Source organism: Streptomyces sp. NPDC058291 (genome assembly GCF_042880855.1).
GTDB lineage: Bacteria > Actinomycetota > Actinomycetes > Streptomycetales > Streptomycetaceae > Streptomyces.
In genome coordinates, this window is record NZ_JBHVYK010000009.1 from 51,899 (window position 1) to 66,696 (window position 14,798).

General features: G+C 71.5%; 12 protein-coding genes and 1 pseudogene. 4 read left to right on the forward strand and 9 right to left on the reverse strand.

Annotated elements, in window-relative coordinates:
• Positions 1-399 precede the first annotated feature (399 nt).
• Positions 400-1,215 (forward strand): C40 family peptidase, encoded by an 816-nt coding sequence (locus ACFVYK_RS06780; protein ID WP_389769451.1) that lies wholly within the window; start codon positions 400-402, stop codon positions 1,213-1,215.
• Positions 1,216-1,744: 529 nt separating this feature from the next.
• On the opposite strand, the gene ACFVYK_RS06785 is transcribed toward ACFVYK_RS06780, so the two are convergent.
• Positions 1,745-3,052 carry a geranylgeranyl reductase family protein gene (locus tag ACFVYK_RS06785; RefSeq protein ID WP_370745778.1) on the reverse strand — a complete coding sequence of 436 codons (1,308 nt, stop codon included), beginning with the start codon at positions 3,050-3,052 and terminating at the stop codon, positions 1,745-1,747.
• Between the two features lie 97 nt (positions 3,053-3,149).
• Here ACFVYK_RS06785 and ACFVYK_RS06790 point away from each other — a divergent pair, with 97 nt between their 5' ends.
• Together ACFVYK_RS06790 and ACFVYK_RS06795 are read left to right on the forward strand one after the other, a co-directional pair.
• On the forward strand, positions 3,150-3,656 hold the full coding sequence (locus ACFVYK_RS06790; RefSeq protein WP_389769454.1) for a GNAT family N-acetyltransferase: 507 nt from the start codon (positions 3,150-3,152) through the stop codon (positions 3,654-3,656).
• Between the two features lie 83 nt (positions 3,657-3,739).
• Entirely contained in the window at positions 3,740-4,090 is a 351-nt protein-coding gene (locus ACFVYK_RS06795) for a PASTA domain-containing protein (RefSeq protein ID WP_389769457.1), read from the forward strand.
• Positions 4,091-4,384: 294 nt separating this feature from the next.
• Here the strand turns inward: ACFVYK_RS06795 and ACFVYK_RS06800 are convergent, their stop codons facing one another.
• Genes ACFVYK_RS06800 through ACFVYK_RS06815 form a run of 4 tightly spaced genes read right to left on the reverse strand, consistent with a single transcriptional unit; the run spans position 4,385 to position 9,354 of the window.
• On the reverse strand, positions 4,385-5,080 hold the full coding sequence (locus ACFVYK_RS06800; RefSeq protein ID WP_389769459.1) for a demethylmenaquinone methyltransferase: 696 nt from the start codon (positions 5,078-5,080) through the stop codon (positions 4,385-4,387).
• A gap of 32 nt (positions 5,081-5,112) precedes the next feature.
• Positions 5,113-6,516, reverse strand: coding sequence for an acyltransferase (locus ACFVYK_RS06805; RefSeq protein ID WP_389769462.1), 1,404 nt, complete (start codon positions 6,514-6,516; stop codon positions 5,113-5,115).
• A complete protein-coding gene (locus ACFVYK_RS06810) occupies positions 6,513-8,924 on the reverse strand; it encodes a bifunctional polysaccharide deacetylase/glycosyltransferase family 2 protein (RefSeq protein ID WP_389769465.1) in 2,412 nt (803 codons plus the stop codon). Before ACFVYK_RS06810 ends, ACFVYK_RS06805 begins: the two co-directional genes overlap by 4 nt.
• A 19-nt stretch (positions 8,925-8,943) precedes the next feature.
• The gene (locus ACFVYK_RS06815) at positions 8,944-9,354 is read right to left on the reverse strand and encodes a hypothetical protein (RefSeq protein ID WP_389769467.1); all 411 of its coding nucleotides are present in this window, start codon (positions 9,352-9,354) and stop codon (positions 8,944-8,946) included.
• A 307-nt stretch (positions 9,355-9,661) separates the two neighbouring features.
• On the opposite strand from ACFVYK_RS06815, the gene ACFVYK_RS06820 reads away from it, so the two are divergent.
• Positions 9,662-10,717, forward strand: a complete 1,056-nt coding sequence (locus ACFVYK_RS06820) for a chitinase (RefSeq protein ID WP_389769470.1) — start codon at positions 9,662-9,664, stop codon at positions 10,715-10,717.
• Positions 10,718-10,840: 123 nt separating this feature from the next.
• On the opposite strand, the gene ACFVYK_RS06825 is transcribed toward ACFVYK_RS06820, so the two are convergent.
• The 4 genes and pseudogenes from ACFVYK_RS06825 to ACFVYK_RS06840 form a co-directional block, all read right to left on the reverse strand.
• On the reverse strand, positions 10,841-11,446 hold the full coding sequence (locus tag ACFVYK_RS06825; protein ID WP_389769472.1) for a hypothetical protein: 606 nt from the start codon (positions 11,444-11,446) through the stop codon (positions 10,841-10,843).
• Between the two features lie 7 nt (positions 11,447-11,453).
• On the reverse strand, positions 11,454-12,653 hold the full coding sequence (gene mqnC / locus ACFVYK_RS06830; RefSeq protein ID WP_389769475.1) for a cyclic dehypoxanthinyl futalosine synthase: 1,200 nt from the start codon (positions 12,651-12,653) through the stop codon (positions 11,454-11,456).
• A gap of 73 nt (positions 12,654-12,726) precedes the next feature.
• The gene (locus tag ACFVYK_RS06835) at positions 12,727-13,242 is read right to left on the reverse strand and encodes a prepilin peptidase (RefSeq protein ID WP_389769478.1); all 516 of its coding nucleotides are present in this window, start codon (positions 13,240-13,242) and stop codon (positions 12,727-12,729) included.
• Between the two features lie 635 nt (positions 13,243-13,877).
• Positions 13,878-14,798 (reverse strand): annotated as a pseudogene (locus ACFVYK_RS06840) (serine/threonine protein kinase); the annotation flags it as partial.

The window sequence follows — 14,798 nt, forward strand, 5'->3', positions numbered from 1 at the left end:
ATTGGAGCTGGACGCCGGGTACTGATAGTGGTCCGCGTTCACACATCAGAGGGAGTCCGGCGCGGGACGTGGACGCGTGCACACGTTCACGAGCGGAACCCACCGCGCCGCATGCGCGGGACGCGGCCGCTCCGGTAACCGTTCCGTGACCTCCACCACACTCGTCGGACCCGCTTAAGAAGCGGGCTTGGCCAACGGTCGTGACCGATGGTAGGCGGCGGGCAATCCGGACGTAACGGCGAAAGCCCATGATCACAGGCTTGATCACCTGCGTCCGCAATGTCCGTTACGGCGTCAATAAAGAACGGGGGAACAGGAATTTGAGGCGTCCATTGAACAACTGTGGCGCAGCACACGTTTCTTGAAGGTATGGAGGAGCCCCTGATACCGGTAGTACCCATGTCCCACACCGCTCACATACGCAGCCACCGGAAACCCCGCCGCAGCGCGTCGACGATCGCGATGCGGGCCGGAGTCGCCAGTGGTGTCCTCGGCACGCTGGCCGTCGCCGCAGCAGCCGGCACGGCCAACGCCGCCGAGCCGGTGACGCAGACGCTCGAACTGCCCGTGCTCACCGGCGACCTGGCCGCCCAGGTCGCGCAGTCCGCTCAGGCCACACAGCAGGCCGCGGCGAACTACCAGCTGCACGCCGAGCGCGACGCGGCCGCCGCCGCAGCCGCGAAGGAAGCCAAGAAGGACCTCGCGCACGCCAAGGCCGAGGCCACCAAGAAGGCCGAGGCCGCCCGCAAGGCCGCCGCCGAGCGGGCCACGCGCGCCGCCGAGCGGACCACGCTCTCCACCACGGCGAGCAGCAACAACGTCACCAGCGCCAGCACCAGCACCAGCACCTCCACGGCGACCGGTTCGGCCGCGGCCGTCCTCGCCTTCGTGAAGGCCCAGGTCGGCGACGCCTACGTCTCCGGCGGCACCGGTCCCAACTCGTGGGACTGCTCGGGGCTGGTGCAGACCGCCTTCAAGCAGGTCGGCATCGACCTGCCGCGTGTCTCGCAGGACCAGTCGACCGCGGGCACCCAGGTGTCCCTGGACAACCTGCAGCCGGGCGACATCCTGTACTGGGGCAGCGCGGGCAGCGCCTACCACGTGGCGGTGTACGTCGGTGACGGCATGTTCGTCGGCGCGCAGAACCCCTCCACGGGCGTGGCGGAGAAGCCGCTGTCCTACGACCCGCCGACCGGCGCGGTGCGGGTGCTCTGACGCTCCCCTCGACGCCCGGGAGGGCGCCGCACGCACGCAAGGGCCGCAGCCGCTCGGGGGGCAGCGGCCCTTCGGGCTCCCCTGACGCGGCCCGACACGGCCCACAACGGGCCCTGTGCGGGCCGGAACGGGCCCGAAGGACCCGGGGGGCGTCGCGCGGCCTCCCCGGTCAGCGCGGACGGCCCTGAGTCGAACGCCGACGCTCGCCGCGCACAGAGCTCCGCTGCGCGGCGGAAGTTCCGGCACGCGCAGACGCCCCGACACGTCCGAGTGCCCCGACACGTCCGAGTGCCCCCGTACGCCCGAGTGCTCGGCATGCCCGAGTGCTCGGCCCGCCCAGGCCCTCCGGTGCGCAGCAACTCCGGTGCGCCAAGTCGGTGTCCGCCGGTGGCCGTTCGACCACAGACGCCGAGACCGCGATGTGTCCGACATGTCCGACACATCGTCACGTGAGGCCAGGCCCTCCGTCCGACCGTGACGGCCTGGCTGCCGACCGGCGCCGGGGCGGCCGGGCGGCTCTGCCGAGAGGTCAGGCCTTGGGGGCCACCTTGCTCAGGCCGTTGATGATGCGGTCCATCGCGTCGCCGCCCGTGGGGTCCGTCAGGTTGGCGAGCATCTTCAGGGTGAACTTCATCAGCAGCGGGTGGGTCAGACCGCGCTGGGCGGCGATCTTCATCACCTTCGGGTTGCCGATGAGCTTCACGAAGGCGCGGCCCAGCGTGTAATAGCCGCCGTAGGTGTCCGCGAGGATCTGCGGATAGCGCTGCAGGGCGAGTTCGCGCTGGCCCGGGGTGGCGCGGGCGTGGGCCTGGACGATGACGTCGGCGGCGATCTGGCCGGATTCCATCGCGTAGGCGATGCCCTCGCCGTTGAACGGGTTCACCAGGCCGCCGGCGTCGCCGACGAGCAGCAGACCCTTGGTGTAGTGCGGCTTGCGGTTGAAGGCCATCGGGAGGGCCGCGCCGCGGATCGGGCCGGTCATGTTTTCGGGGGTGTAGCCCCAGTCCTCCGGCATGGACGCGCACCAGGCCTTGAGGACCTCGCGCCAGTCGAGCTCCTTGAAGGAGTCCGAGGTGTTCAGCACGCCCAGGCCGACGTTCGACGTCCCGTCGCCCATGCCGAAGATCCAGCCGTAGCCGGGCAGCAGCCGGTCCTCGCCCGGACCGCGGCGGTCCCACAGCTCCAGCCATGACTCCAGGTAGTCGTCCTCGTGGCGCGGGGAGGTGAAGTAGGTCCGGACCGCGACGCCCATCGGGCGGTCCTCACGGCGGTGCAGGCCCATCGCGAGGGAGAGGCGGGTGGAGTTGCCGTCGGCGGCCACCACGAGCGGCGCGCGGAAGGTGACTTCCCGCTTCTCCTCCCCCAGCTTGGCGTGCACGCCGGTGATGCGGCCGGTGCGCTCGTCGAGGATCGGGGCGCCGACGTTGCAGCGCTCGTAGAGGCGGGCGCCGGCCTTCTGGGCCTGTCGGGCGAGCTGCTCGTCGAAGTCGTCGCGCTTGCGGACGAGGCCGTAGTCGGGGAAGGAGGCGAGATCCGGCCAGTCGAGCTGCAGCCGCACCCCGCCGCCGATGATCCTGAGGCCCTTGTTGCGCAGCCAGCCGGCCTCTTCGGAGATGTCGATGCCCATGGCCACGAGCTGCTTCGTGGCCCGCGGGGTGAGGCCGTCGCCGCAGACCTTCTCGCGCGGGAACTCGGTCTTCTCGAGCAGGAGTACGTCGAGTCCGGCCTTGGCGAGGTAGTAGGCGGTCGTGGAGCCGGCCGGGCCCGCGCCGACGACGATCACATCGGCGGTGGTCTCGGAGAAGGGCTCGGCGTGGGGCTCGTTCACGGCGGTCACGGCGGGATCTCCCCAAGTTCGGAATCTGCGTGCCGACCGGCACTGGACATGGGCAGTCTATTCAGCAGAATTGATCACCCGGCTGAAGGGCTGCCCCGTGAACCGAGCTCTGCCCGTAGTACGGCTGCGCGTTCCGACGGACGAGGACGCGGTGGCCTGGCACCGGGTCTTCGACGACCGGGACGTCATGGAGTTCCAGGGCGGCAGATCGGCGGAGCTGTCGGTCTACGAGGAGCTCACCGCCCGCCAGCGCCGGCACGACGCCGAACGCGGGTTCTGCCTGTGGACGGTGCTGGACGGCGACGACCGGGTGCTCGGGTTCACCGGCGCCCAGCCGTGGCCGTGGGAGTGGGGCCCCAAGGACGAGATCGAGATCGGCTGGCGACTGGGGCGGCAGCACTGGGGCCACGGGTATGTGACGGCGGCGGCGCAGATGACCCTGGAGCGGGTGAGGGCGGCCGGGACACCGGGAGTGGTGGCGATGGTCGACGCGCGCAACGAACGGTCCATCGCCGTCGCGCAGCGGCTGGGGATGCGGCTGGCGGAGGTCTTCACCACCCCGGAGTCGGACCGGGAAGGGCACTGCTACCGCCTCGCCTGGTGACCCTGAGTAGTACTCGGCTACGGAAAGACACCTGACGCTTCCGGACCGCCCCCCGGACGGCTACCCTGCCAGTACCGCTGGGGGTGACATCTGTGGCCATACCGTTCAAAACACCCGACGTGCGCGTGCCCAGGCTCGTCGGCCTGATGGCCATGGACGCGCGCGAGACGGCGGCGGCTCGGGGCGTGCTGCTGGCCGCACCGGACCGGCCCGACTTCCGCCACGCGGTCGTCGACCACGTCGTGCGGCAGTACCCGCCGCCAGGCGTCGAGGTGCCGCGCGGCGCCGTGGTCACCGTGTGGTTCGACTTCCCCGAGGGGGAGGGCGGCGGTGGCGCGGGCGTGCGCGAGCCGCGCGTGCCGAGACCGGGCGGGGGCGGGCTGCAGCGCGAACTGGACCGGCCCCGAGACCCCTTCGCGGCGATCACGGGGTGACGGCGGCGCAACCGGACGGACGCCGGACAGATGCCGGACGCCGACTGGACGCCGGACGGATGCCGGATGCCGGACGGATGCCGGATGCCGGACGGATGCCGGATGCCGGTCGGACGCCGGCTGGACGCCGGATGCCGGATGCCGGTCGGACGCCGGACGGATGTCGGACGGACGCCCGATGCCGGACGTCTGCCCCCGGGACCGCGAATCCCGGGTGGCAGACGGCAGACGGGAGAAGGCAGACGGGAGAAGGCAGACGCCAGACGCTTGGCCGCGGATGCCGGGCGGCACAGATCAGGCGTTCTTGAAGCCCCGGTGCAGGGTGACCACGCCGCCCGTCAGGTTGCGCCAGGCGACCTTCGACCAGCCGGCCTCGCGCAGGTGCTCGGCGAGAGCGGGCTGGTCGGGCCAGGCCCGGATGGACTCGGCGAGGTAGACGTAGGCGTCGGGGTTGGAGGAGACCGCGCGGGCGACCGGCGGCAGGGCGCGCATCAGGTACTCGGTGTAGACGGTCCGGAAGGGCGCCCAGGTCGGGTGTGAGAACTCGCAGATCACGACTCGGCCGCCGGGCCTGGTCACCCGGTGCATCTCGCGCAGCGCCGTGTCGAAGTCCCGCACGTTGCGCAGGCCGAAGGAGATGGTGACGGCGTCGAAGGCGTCGTCCTTGAAGGGCAGCCTCGTCGCGTCCCCGGCCGTGAACGGCAGCCAGGTGTGCTTCTTCTTGCCGACCTGGAGCATGCCGAGGGAGAAGTCGCAGGGGACGACGTAGGCGCCGGCCTGCGCGAAGGGCAGTGAGGAGGTGGCCGTGCCGGCGGCGAGGTCCAGGACCTTCTGCGCGGGCCGGGCGCCGACCGCCTTCGCGACCTCCTTGCGCCACCTGCGGTCCTGGCCGAGGGACAGCACGTCGTTGGTCACGTCGTACCGTTCCGCCACGCGGTCGAACATCGAGGCGACTTCGTTGGGCTGCTTGTTCAGGGAAGCGCGGGTCACCCGTCCATTGTGGCAGCCCTGCCCCCGGCGGCTCACGGCAGGAGCCTCGGCTTCTTCCGTGCCGCGACGTCCTCGACCCACCCGCACAGCAGCACGAAGACGCCGATCAGCAGCCAGCCCACGCCGAACATGAACCACTGGCTGTCCAGCGGCAGGTACGTCTCGAACGCGGGGACGTCCCAGAACCGGTCGATCAGCGGGACGGCCAGGATCAGGGCGATCTCGTGCCAGAGGTAGACCGTCACCGCCCGGGCGTTGAAGACGGTCACGATCCGGTTCGTCCGCCGGAAGCGGGTGAGCCAGGCGAAGTCGATCCCGAAGCGGGCCTTCGCCCACATCAGGAGCATGACGAAGCCGGCCGACCAGAAGGCCTGTGCGAGCGGGTTCTCGTCCAGGTCGTAGGTGCCGGCGTCGGCCTGGTGCGTGAAGGCGTACCAGCCACCGAACCCGATCGCCGCCAGGGACGCCACGACCACCAGGGCCGGCTTCATGCGCTGCAGGACTCCGTCGCGGTGCGCGAAGCCGAGGATCCAGCAGAAGAGGTACGTCGACAGGTCCCACAGGGCGGCGCCGGCCCGGTTCTCGGGCCCCGCCCAGACGAAGGTCAGCACCAGGACCGGCAGGAGGGAGAGCGCCAGCACGGGGACCGGCGCGAGCCGGAACAGCCGCAGCAGCAGCGGCGAGAGCAGGACGAACCAGAGGTACGTCCGCAGGTACCAGAGAATCTCCCAGGCCTGCTCGCCCCAGGCGTTGCCCGGCGGGTCGCCCAGCGGCACGATCCAGTAGACGATCTCCCAGCCCGGCATCCAGCCGTGCACCAGCATCGCCAGGACGACGAAGACGCCCCAGAACCAGAAGGGGGGAAGGAGTCGGCGCAGACGGCTCCTGACCACCTGCGCGGCCGGACGCTCCAACGACTTGGCCATGAGGGTGCCGGCCAGGCCGAACATGATCCCCATGGAGGGGAAGACCATCCCGGCCCATGCCCAGCCGAAGGTGTGATAGGCGACGACCCTGATCAGGGCGAGGGCGCGGAGGGTGTCGAAGTAGCGGTCGCGCTGGGGGGTGGCGGGCCCGGACTCCTTGACCCCGGGCCCCTGCCCCTGCCCCTGCCCCTGCCCCTGCCCAGACTCCGGCTCCGGCTCGGCCGTCGGCAGGATGGCCGTCTCTTCGACGACGGCTCCCTGCACGCAGGTGGTCCCGTAGTCCCCGTAGTCCCCGTAGGTCTTGAAGTCCCCGTAGGCCTCGTGACCCCTGTTGGTCTCGGAGTCCCCGTAGGTCCCGTGCTCCCCGTAGGTCCCGTAGTCCCCGTGGCCCCTGTTGGTCTCGAAGTCCCCGTAGGTCCCGTGCTCCCCGTAGCCCGCGTACTGCTGCGGATACGGCTCGGGGTGTGCGTACGGCTGATGTCCGTCGCCCTGCGGCTGGTCCCAGCTCATCGGCTCACCCCGGCCGGGGTGCCGACCTCGCCCGTGCGCTTCAGTTTCTGCCAGCGCAGACGGCCGCCGGTGAGGGCGGTGATGCAGGAGTGGATGAGGACGAGGTACATCATCTGGCGGTAGGCCAGCTGCTGGAGCGGCATCATGAGCAGGTACCGGTACCTCTCGCGGTCCAGGCGGAACGCGTAGGCCGCGCAGCCGAGTTGCACGCCGAGGACCGCGAACCACGCCAGCAGGGCGGCCCGGAAGTCGACGAAGATCATCGAGTAGACGGTGAAGACGTCGATGAGCGGCGCGAAGACCGGCGTGACGATCTGGAAGAGCACCACGAGCGGCATGCCCACCCGGCCGAAGCGGCCCGACGGCCCCTTGTCCGTCAGGGACTTGCGGTGCTTCCACAGCGCCTGCATCGTGCCGTAGGACCAGCGGTAGCGCTGGGACCACAGTTGTTTCAGGGAGCCCGGGGCCTCCGTCCAGGCCTTGGCGTGCTCCTGGTAGACGACCTGCCAGCCCGCGCGGTGCATGGCGATGGTGATGTCCGTGTCCTCGGCGAGGGTGTCCTCGCTCATGCCGCCGACCTCCAGCACGGCGTCGCGGCGGAACGCCCCGATCGCGCCGGGGATGGTGGGCATGCAGCGCAGCACGTCGTACATGCGGCGGTCGAGGTTGAAGCCCATCACGTACTCGATGTGCTGCCAGGCGCCGATGACCGTGTCGCGGTTGCCGACCTTGGCGTTGCCGGCGACCGCGCCGACCTTCGGGTTCGCGAAGGGCTGCACCAGCTGGTGCACGGCCTCCGGCTCGAAGACGGTGTCGCCGTCCATCATCACGACGATGTCGTGACTCGCGCTGCGGACGCCGTTGTTGAGGGCGGCGGGCTTGCCCGCGTTCTCCTGGCGGATGACCCGGACGTTCGTCATGCCGAGGGTCGCCGCCGCATCGCGGGCGATCGCCGAGGTGTCGTCGGTCGAGCCGTCGTCCACGACGATGATCTCGATGGGGTGGGTGCTCTTCGCCAGCGACTTCAGGGTGTTGGCGATGCACTCCTTCTCGTTGTACGCCGGGACGATCACGCTCACCGGCCGGGTGACGGTGGCGCCCCAGCTGAAGCGGCGCCTGTTGCGGCGCCTGTAGTGGCGGCGGGCGAGGAGCAGCATCATCCCGAAGCGGCCCATGACGGCCACGCCGACGACCATCAGTCCCACGGACAGCGTCGGCACGGTCCACTCGGCGAGGGTGACGGCGGCGATGAGGGCCTTGCCCTCGTAGAGGGTGACGCCGGTCGCCTCGCGGTGGGCGGCCTGCAGACGATCGGCCGTCCCGCCGGCGCCGTCGGGCAGCCCGGCGGACTGCTCCCCCGGCGTCCCAGGCGTCCCCGTCGGGCCTGCGGCCCCCGACGTCCCCGTCGTCCCCGTCGTCCCCGTCGTCCCCGTCGTCCCCGTCGTCCCCGTCGTCCCCGTCGTCCCCGGGGTTCCCGTCGTGTCCGTGGACTGCTGCCGGGCGGTGTTCGAGGCGGTGCGGGCCGCCGCGTTCTGCTGCTGCAGCACACCGCTGATGGTGGTGAAGGTGTAGCCCGCGGCCTTCATCTTCTTGATGTAGGCCGGCAGCGCCTTGATCGTCTGCGAACGCTCGCCGCCGGCGTCGTGGAAGAGCACCGACGCGCCCTTGCCGGCGTCCGGCGTGGCCCACTTGACGATCTTCGAGACGCCCGGCCGCTTCCAGTCGTCGCTGTCGGTGTCGACGAAGACGCTGGTGTAGCCGTCCTCGCCGAGTTCCTTGTAGACCGGCCAGCTGTAGTTGTCGATGGCGTCGGTCTCCGACGAGTACGGGGCCCGGAACAGCGTCGTGGTGATGCCGGCCGCGCCGGCCAGGGCCAGCTGGGTCTGCGTCATCTCGCGCCGGACGCGAGCGTGCGACTGGTAGGAGAGGTCGACGTGGGTGAAGGTGTGGATGCCCACCTCGTCGCCCTGCCCCACCATGTCCCGCACGATCCCCGGGTAGCGGGAGACCATCGAGCCGACGAGGAAGAACGTGCCGGGCACGTCGTACTCCCGGAGGATCTCCAGCACCTGGGGCGTCCAGGTCGGGTTGGGGCCGTCGTCGAAGGTCAGCGCGATGGTCTTGTCCGGCACCGAGACCGTCACGGCCCGGCCGCCCCGGAAGGTCAGGATGGGGCCGCCGTCGAGGACGTCGTCGGGAACCTCGCTGGAACTGGCCCCGGTGCGCACGCGCTGGTCGCCGCCGACCTCGGCGCGCAGATAGCCGTCGAGGAGCATCACGCTGGACAGCGCGAGCAGAAGCAGCAGGGCGAGGATGACGCGCGGTTTCTGCAGCGCCGCGGCCCTGCCCGCCGCGCGCTCCATGCGGGTCGGCGCGCGGCGGCGGCCGCGAGAGGTGGTGGTCGTCATGAAAGTGGCTGTGCTCCGGTCAGTTGGCGGCCGCGGAGGCGGTCGCGGTCGGGGCGGAGCTGGGCGCCTCGCCGGTGGCGGTGCCCGCGGGCGGGGCGCCGGTGGGCCGGGCGGGCGGAGTGCCGGCACCGCCCTGGGGCTCGATGCCGCCGGGGCCGGAGTTCTGGGCGCCGCGCGGGCCCCCGTCGCCGAACGGCAGAAGCGAGGACGGGGTCAACGAGGTGCCCCAGCCCATGAACGCGGCGCCCAGCACGGCGGCGTACGCGAGGCAGCCGACGCCCAGCAGGAGACCGAACCGGCGCAGCAGCCTCGATCTGCGTCCGGAGTTGTCAACGAACACGGGCCCCTCGGCGGAGGCGTCGTCACGTTTGCGGCCGCGACGGCTGCCGCGAGCGGCGGCACGGCTTTCGATGGCAGGCTCGGATTGCATTCCCCGGATATTAGGGAGCCTTTATGTGGCGCAAACTCTGCACTGCTTGTGAGCTGCCGATGAGAAACGCGTGAACCTGTCCTTTGACTGAGAGATCCAGGGAACCGCTGCGCAACCCGGCTCTTACCTGGGAGGGTTGATCGTCCCTTTTGGAAGGGTGGTTATCACCTTTTGCGCGCTTGCGTCCATGAACTGACTGTGTGCCCACTGTTCCCGCGCGATCCGCCCCCATGTGAGACATTTCCCTTTCGGAAGCACGCATTGTTTCCGGCCTGAAACAGAAGTCATGAGAGCGGGTGCATGCGCAATGAGGAGTTTCCTGATGCCGAGGGTCGGGGTCGCCTGTCTGTTCGCCCTGGCCTTCACGGGATGCTCCGCGGGATCCGACGGCGCGCCGGACGCGGCTCCCCCGGCCACCGGGCGGGCCGGCGGCAGTCCTTCGCCCTCGTCCTCGGCCTCGCCCTCCCCCGCGGACGACGCCGCCGGCACCTCGTACGCGCCGTACGTGAGCGCGGTGGAGGCCTCGGACAACGACTCGGCCGGCTCGCCGACGGCGTACAACCTGGCGTTCGTCATCACGGGCGGCAGCACCTGCACACCGACGTGGAACGGCACGAACGCCATCGGCGACCCGGCCGTGAAGTCCCGCGTCTCGGCGCTGACGAAGTCGGACGCCACCGCGCGCGTCTCCTTCGGCGGCTCCTCGGGCGAGGAGCTCGCGGCCACCTGTGACAGCGTCTCCGAACTGGCACAGGCGTACGGCCGGGCGCTCGACGCGGCCGGCTCCACCCAGGCCGACTTCGACATCGAGGGCGACGAGTTGACCGACTCCGACTCGGTGGCCCTGCGCTCCCAGGCGATCGCCGCGCTCCAGAAGGAACGCCCCGGCCTGGAGGTCTCCTTCACGCTCCCGGTGATGCCCGCCGGGCTGGACTCCGACGGCCTGGCGCTGCTGGCGTCGGCGAACAAGTACGACGTCCAGGTCTCCACCGTCAACCTCATGACGATGAACTACGGCGAGTCCTACGCCGGTGACATGGGCGGATACGCGATCGCCTCGGCGACCGCGGCGCAGGCGCAGCTGAAGAAGGTGTTCGGCACGACGGACGCCGGCGCGTGGAAGGGAATGGCCCTCACGTCGATGATCGGGACGAACGACGTCGCCAACGAGACGTTCTCGCTCGCGGACGCGGCTCAGGTGCGGGCGTTCGCCGTGGCGAAGGGGATCTCCTGGGTCTCCATGTGGTCGACGTTCCGCGACCAGCAATGCTCGGCCGCCGACTCGGCCAGGAACGACGCCCTCACCGACTGCAGTGGCGTCGCACAGAGTTCGGGCGCGTTCGCGGAGGCGTTCTCGAAGTAGACGACCAGGCGAGCGGGCGGCCGGGCAGCCGGCCGCCGAAGCAGAGGGTGCGCCGGACACCCGGCCGTCGAGGCGGGATGCTGCCGGCGGACGACCGGTCGGCCCGTGCAGCCGAGGGGGGTTCTACCGGCGTCTGTACACGAGGCGGCCGTCCAGCACCGTGGCGACGCACGTGCCGGCACCACGCTCCGCGAGCTCGGCCTCGTCCCGTACGTCGAACACCGCGAACCGGGCCGCGTCGTTCCGCTCGCGCGGCGGCGCGAACTCCACCGGCAGCCCGGCGGCGTACGGATCGAGCGAGGGCGTCCCGCCCGGGCGCCCGATCCGGCCCAGGACCGCCAGACCGGTACGGTGCACGGCATCGCGCACCGCACGGTTGCGCAGTTCCTCGCAGGCCGCGCTGACCGTGCCGTGCGCCAGCATGCGCTGCACCCCGCGCCGGGCGCTCGCACCCCAGCGGACGTCGTCCAGGGCCAGCGCCGCCAACGCGTCCCCGGTCAGCGGTTCGACGCCCAGGTCGTCGGCCTCGCGCGGGTCGGGGTGGTACGCCTCCTCCAGCAGCTCGTTGCCGTGCAGGTTGATCAGCCCGGGCGTGAGGATGCCGGGCCAGGACCGCACCCGCGCGCCCGGGTGGGCGGCGAGGAGTTCCTCAGGCGATCCGGCGCCGGCGATCCACGCGCCCTTGACGGCGAGCGCCCGGCCTCGGGAGTCCGCGTGAATGGTCAGCATGCGCGGGCTAGTTGGACGCGAGCAGCTTCAGCTCGGGGTGCGCCGTGCCGCCCGCGATCGCCGTGGACGAGATGTGGCTCATGACCCGCTCGTCGACCGGGTCGTTCGCCGGATCGTCGTGGACGACGAGGTGTTCGTACGTCGTAGCGCGCTGCGCCGGGACGCGGCCCGCCTTCCGGATCAGGTCGATGATCTCCATGCGGTTGGAGCGGTGCTTGGCGCCGGCCGACGAGACGACGTTCTCCTCCAGCATGATCGAGCCGAGGTCGTCCGCGCCGTAGTGCAGGGAGAGCTGGCCGACCTCCTTGCCCGTCGTCAGCCAGGAGCCCTGGATGTGACGGACGTTGTCGAGGAACAGGCGCGCGATCGCGATCATCCGCAGGTACTCGAAGAGGGTCGCCTGGGTGCGGCCCTTCAGGTGGTTGTTCTCGGGCTGGTACGTGTACGGGATGAAGGCCCGGAAGCCGCCCGTACGGTCCTGCACCTCACGGATCATCCGCAGGTGCTCGATGCGCTCGGCGTTGGTCTCGCCGGTGCCCATCAGCATGGTGGACGTCGACTCGACGCCCAGCCCGTGCGCGATCTCCATGATCTCCAGCCAGCGCTCGCCGGACTCCTTGAGCGGGGCGATGGCCTTGCGCGGACGCGCGGGGAGCAGCTCGGCGCCGGCGCCGGCGAAGGAGTCGAGGCCGGCCGCGTGGATACGGGTGATGGCCTCCTCGACCGTCACGTCCGAGATCCGCGCCATGTGCTCGACCTCGGACGCGCCCAGCGAGTGGATGACCAGCTGGGGGAACGCTTCCTTGATGGCCGCGAAGTGCTTCTCGTAGTACTCGACGCCGTAGTCCGGGTGGTGCCCGCCCTGGAACATGATCTGCGTGCCGCCCAGTTCGACGGTCTCCGCGCAGCGGCGCAGGATGTCGTCGAGGTCGCGCGTCCAGCCCTTGGCGGTGTCCTTGGGGGCCGCGTAGAAGGCGCAGAACTTGCACGCCGTGACGCACACGTTCGTGTAGTTGATGTTCCGCTCGATGATGTACGTCGCGATGTGCTCGGTTCCCGCGTACAGCCGGCGGCGCACGGCGTCGGCGGCGGCGCCGAGCGCGTGCAGGGGCGCGTCGCGGTAGAGGTCGAGCGCCTCCTCCGGAGTGATCCGCCCACCGGCGGCGGCACGGTCGAGGACGGACTGAAGGTCGGCCTTCTCGGTCACCGGGAGCGTCCCTTTCGTCAAGGGTTGTGGACAGACCCGGCCAGCCTACGCCAGACGTTCCGACGCCCGGACCTCAGGCCGCGTACGCGCCGATCAGCAGCCCCGCGAGGGTCCCGACGAGCAGGAACGGCCCGAACGCGATCAGCGTCTTGCGTCCCGTCCGCCGCACGACGGCCAGCACGCCCCCGCACAACGCGCCCGAAAGGAACGCCGCGAACGTGCCCAGCATGACGGTGGGCCAGCCGTACCAGCCGAGGACGGCGCCCGCCCCGAGCGCCAGCTTCACGTCGCCGAACGCCATGCCGCCCGGATTGACCAGGTGCAGGACGAGGTAGCCGGCGCCGAGGGCGAGCGCGCCCAGCAGGGCCGTCGTCCACTCGCCCGCGTGCTCGGGCAGCAGTGCGGCGGGGCCCAGCAGGAGCAGGGCGGCGGCCGCGAGCGGGAGCGTGAGCGGATCGGGCAGCCGGCGCACCCGCAGATCGACGACGCCGAGCAGCACCCCGGCCGGCGCGAGCACCAGCCACACGGCCAGTTCGGGCCGGACACCGGTGGCGAGGGCGAGCGCCGCGCAGACGAGAGCGGTGAGCACGGGCAGCACGACGGCGCCACGGGCGTAGGAGGGGCCGGGGAAGGGGGAGGCGGGGCCGGGGGCCGGAGCGTGAGTCGGAGAAGGATGTGGCGTGGGGGACGCGGGAGGCTTCGCTGCCGTGTCCTGCGAGCCATCCGGCTCGGCGCACTTGCGGCACTCGCCGCGCCCAGCGCGTTCACTGTGCCCGGCGCGTTCGCCGTGCCCGGCGCGTTCGCCGTGCCCCGCGTTTTCACCGTGCCCCGCGCGTACGTCGCGCCCGGCACGTTCACCGTCCCCAGCGCGTACATCGTGCCCAGCGCGTACATCGTGCCCAGCGCGTACATCGTGCCCGGCACGTTCACCGCGCCCAGCGGGTACGTCGTGCTCGGCGCACTCGGCGCACCGGGCCCGTCCGAGCCACCCGCGGATCGGGTGGCCGGCCGGGCAGGCCGTCCGCCAGCCGCCGTCCGCCTCCTCCCACGGTGTGGAGAAGCGGTAGGCCGCCCGCGGCAGCAGTGCTCCGGCCACAGCGCCCCACAGCGCGGCGACGGCGGCCAGCGTCAGGTCGTCGGGAGGTGTGCTCATCGTCAGCGATCGTAGGGACCCGCGCGGGACCGGGTGACCGGATCCGGTCACCGGGTCCGGCCGGGGGCGTTCTAGTCGACCCGTGACATCCGCGCCACCGGGTTGCCCTCGGCCGCGCTGTCCGAGGCGTAGGTCAGGTCGTCGCCGGTCGGGGTGAGGCGGATCGTGTGGGCCGTCGGATTGCAGCCGGCGTGGTTGTTGCGCGCGCCGACCGACGTGGCGACGACCTCCTTCGGCCTCACCTGCTTCAGCGTCAGCACGTCGACGCAGACCCCGCCGAGCACGTCCGTCTGCCGCAGCTCCCCCAACTTCTCGCCGACGTCGGCCCGTTGGACGGTGACCCGGAACGTGCCCATCGGGAGGGAACCGTCGAGGCCGTTGCCCTGGCCCTCCCAGGTGCCGACATAGCGGGCCGGGAGCGCGGTGGCCGTCCCGCCGTCGGTGGGGGCCGGGCCGCCGCCGGTGGGGGCCGGGGTCTGGGCGGCGGACGGCGGGGAGGAGTGGGAGTCACTGCCGGAGGCGGAGTCGTGGTCGTCGTCGCCGCCCGGAAGCAGTTGGAACAAGAACACCGAACCGACCGTCACCGCGGCCAGCGCTCCCGCGACCGCCAGCGCGACACTGCAGCTCAGACGTCGTCCACGGCCGCCCTCGCCCGGCGTCGCGGCGGCCGCCACGGTGACGGAGACCCGGCCGGGACGTCCGGTCCCACCCGTCGTCGGTTCGGCGTCGCGCGGTCCGGGCACGCCGGCGGACGCGTCCCTCGGAGCCGCGACGACCCGGTCCATCACGGGCGGCGGCCCGAACTCCCCCAGGGACGCCGAGGGCCCGCCCGGCGACGCCGGAGACCCGCCGCGCGCACCGGAGGACGACTCGTCCACCGCCGCCGGGGACCCGGCCACGGGCCCCGACCGCTCGGTCCCCGCGCCTGCCGCCTCGCCCGGAGACCCGCCGCGCGCACCGGAGGACGACTCGTCCACCGCCGCCGGGGACCC

Bases quoted from the DNA above. Each gene is read 5' to 3' on its own strand.
- ACFVYK_RS06805 (WP_389769462.1), bottom strand. From the start codon at position 6,516: ATGAGCTGGGACCAGCCGCAGGGCGACGGACATCAGCCGTACGCACAC.
- ACFVYK_RS06820 (WP_389769470.1), top strand. From the start codon at position 9,662: ATGAGGAGTTTCCTGATGCCGAGGGTCGGGGTCGCCTGTCTGTTCGCC.
- ACFVYK_RS06815 (WP_389769467.1), bottom strand. From the start codon at position 9,354: ATGCAATCCGAGCCTGCCATCGAAAGCCGTGCCGCCGCTCGCGGCAGC.
- ACFVYK_RS06780 (WP_389769451.1), top strand. From the start codon at position 400: ATGTCCCACACCGCTCACATACGCAGCCACCGGAAACCCCGCCGCAGC.
- ACFVYK_RS06810 (WP_389769465.1), bottom strand. From the start codon at position 8,924: ATGACGACCACCACCTCTCGCGGCCGCCGCCGCGCGCCGACCCGCATG.
- ACFVYK_RS06825 (WP_389769472.1), bottom strand. From the start codon at position 11,446: ATGCTGACCATTCACGCGGACTCCCGAGGCCGGGCGCTCGCCGTCAAG.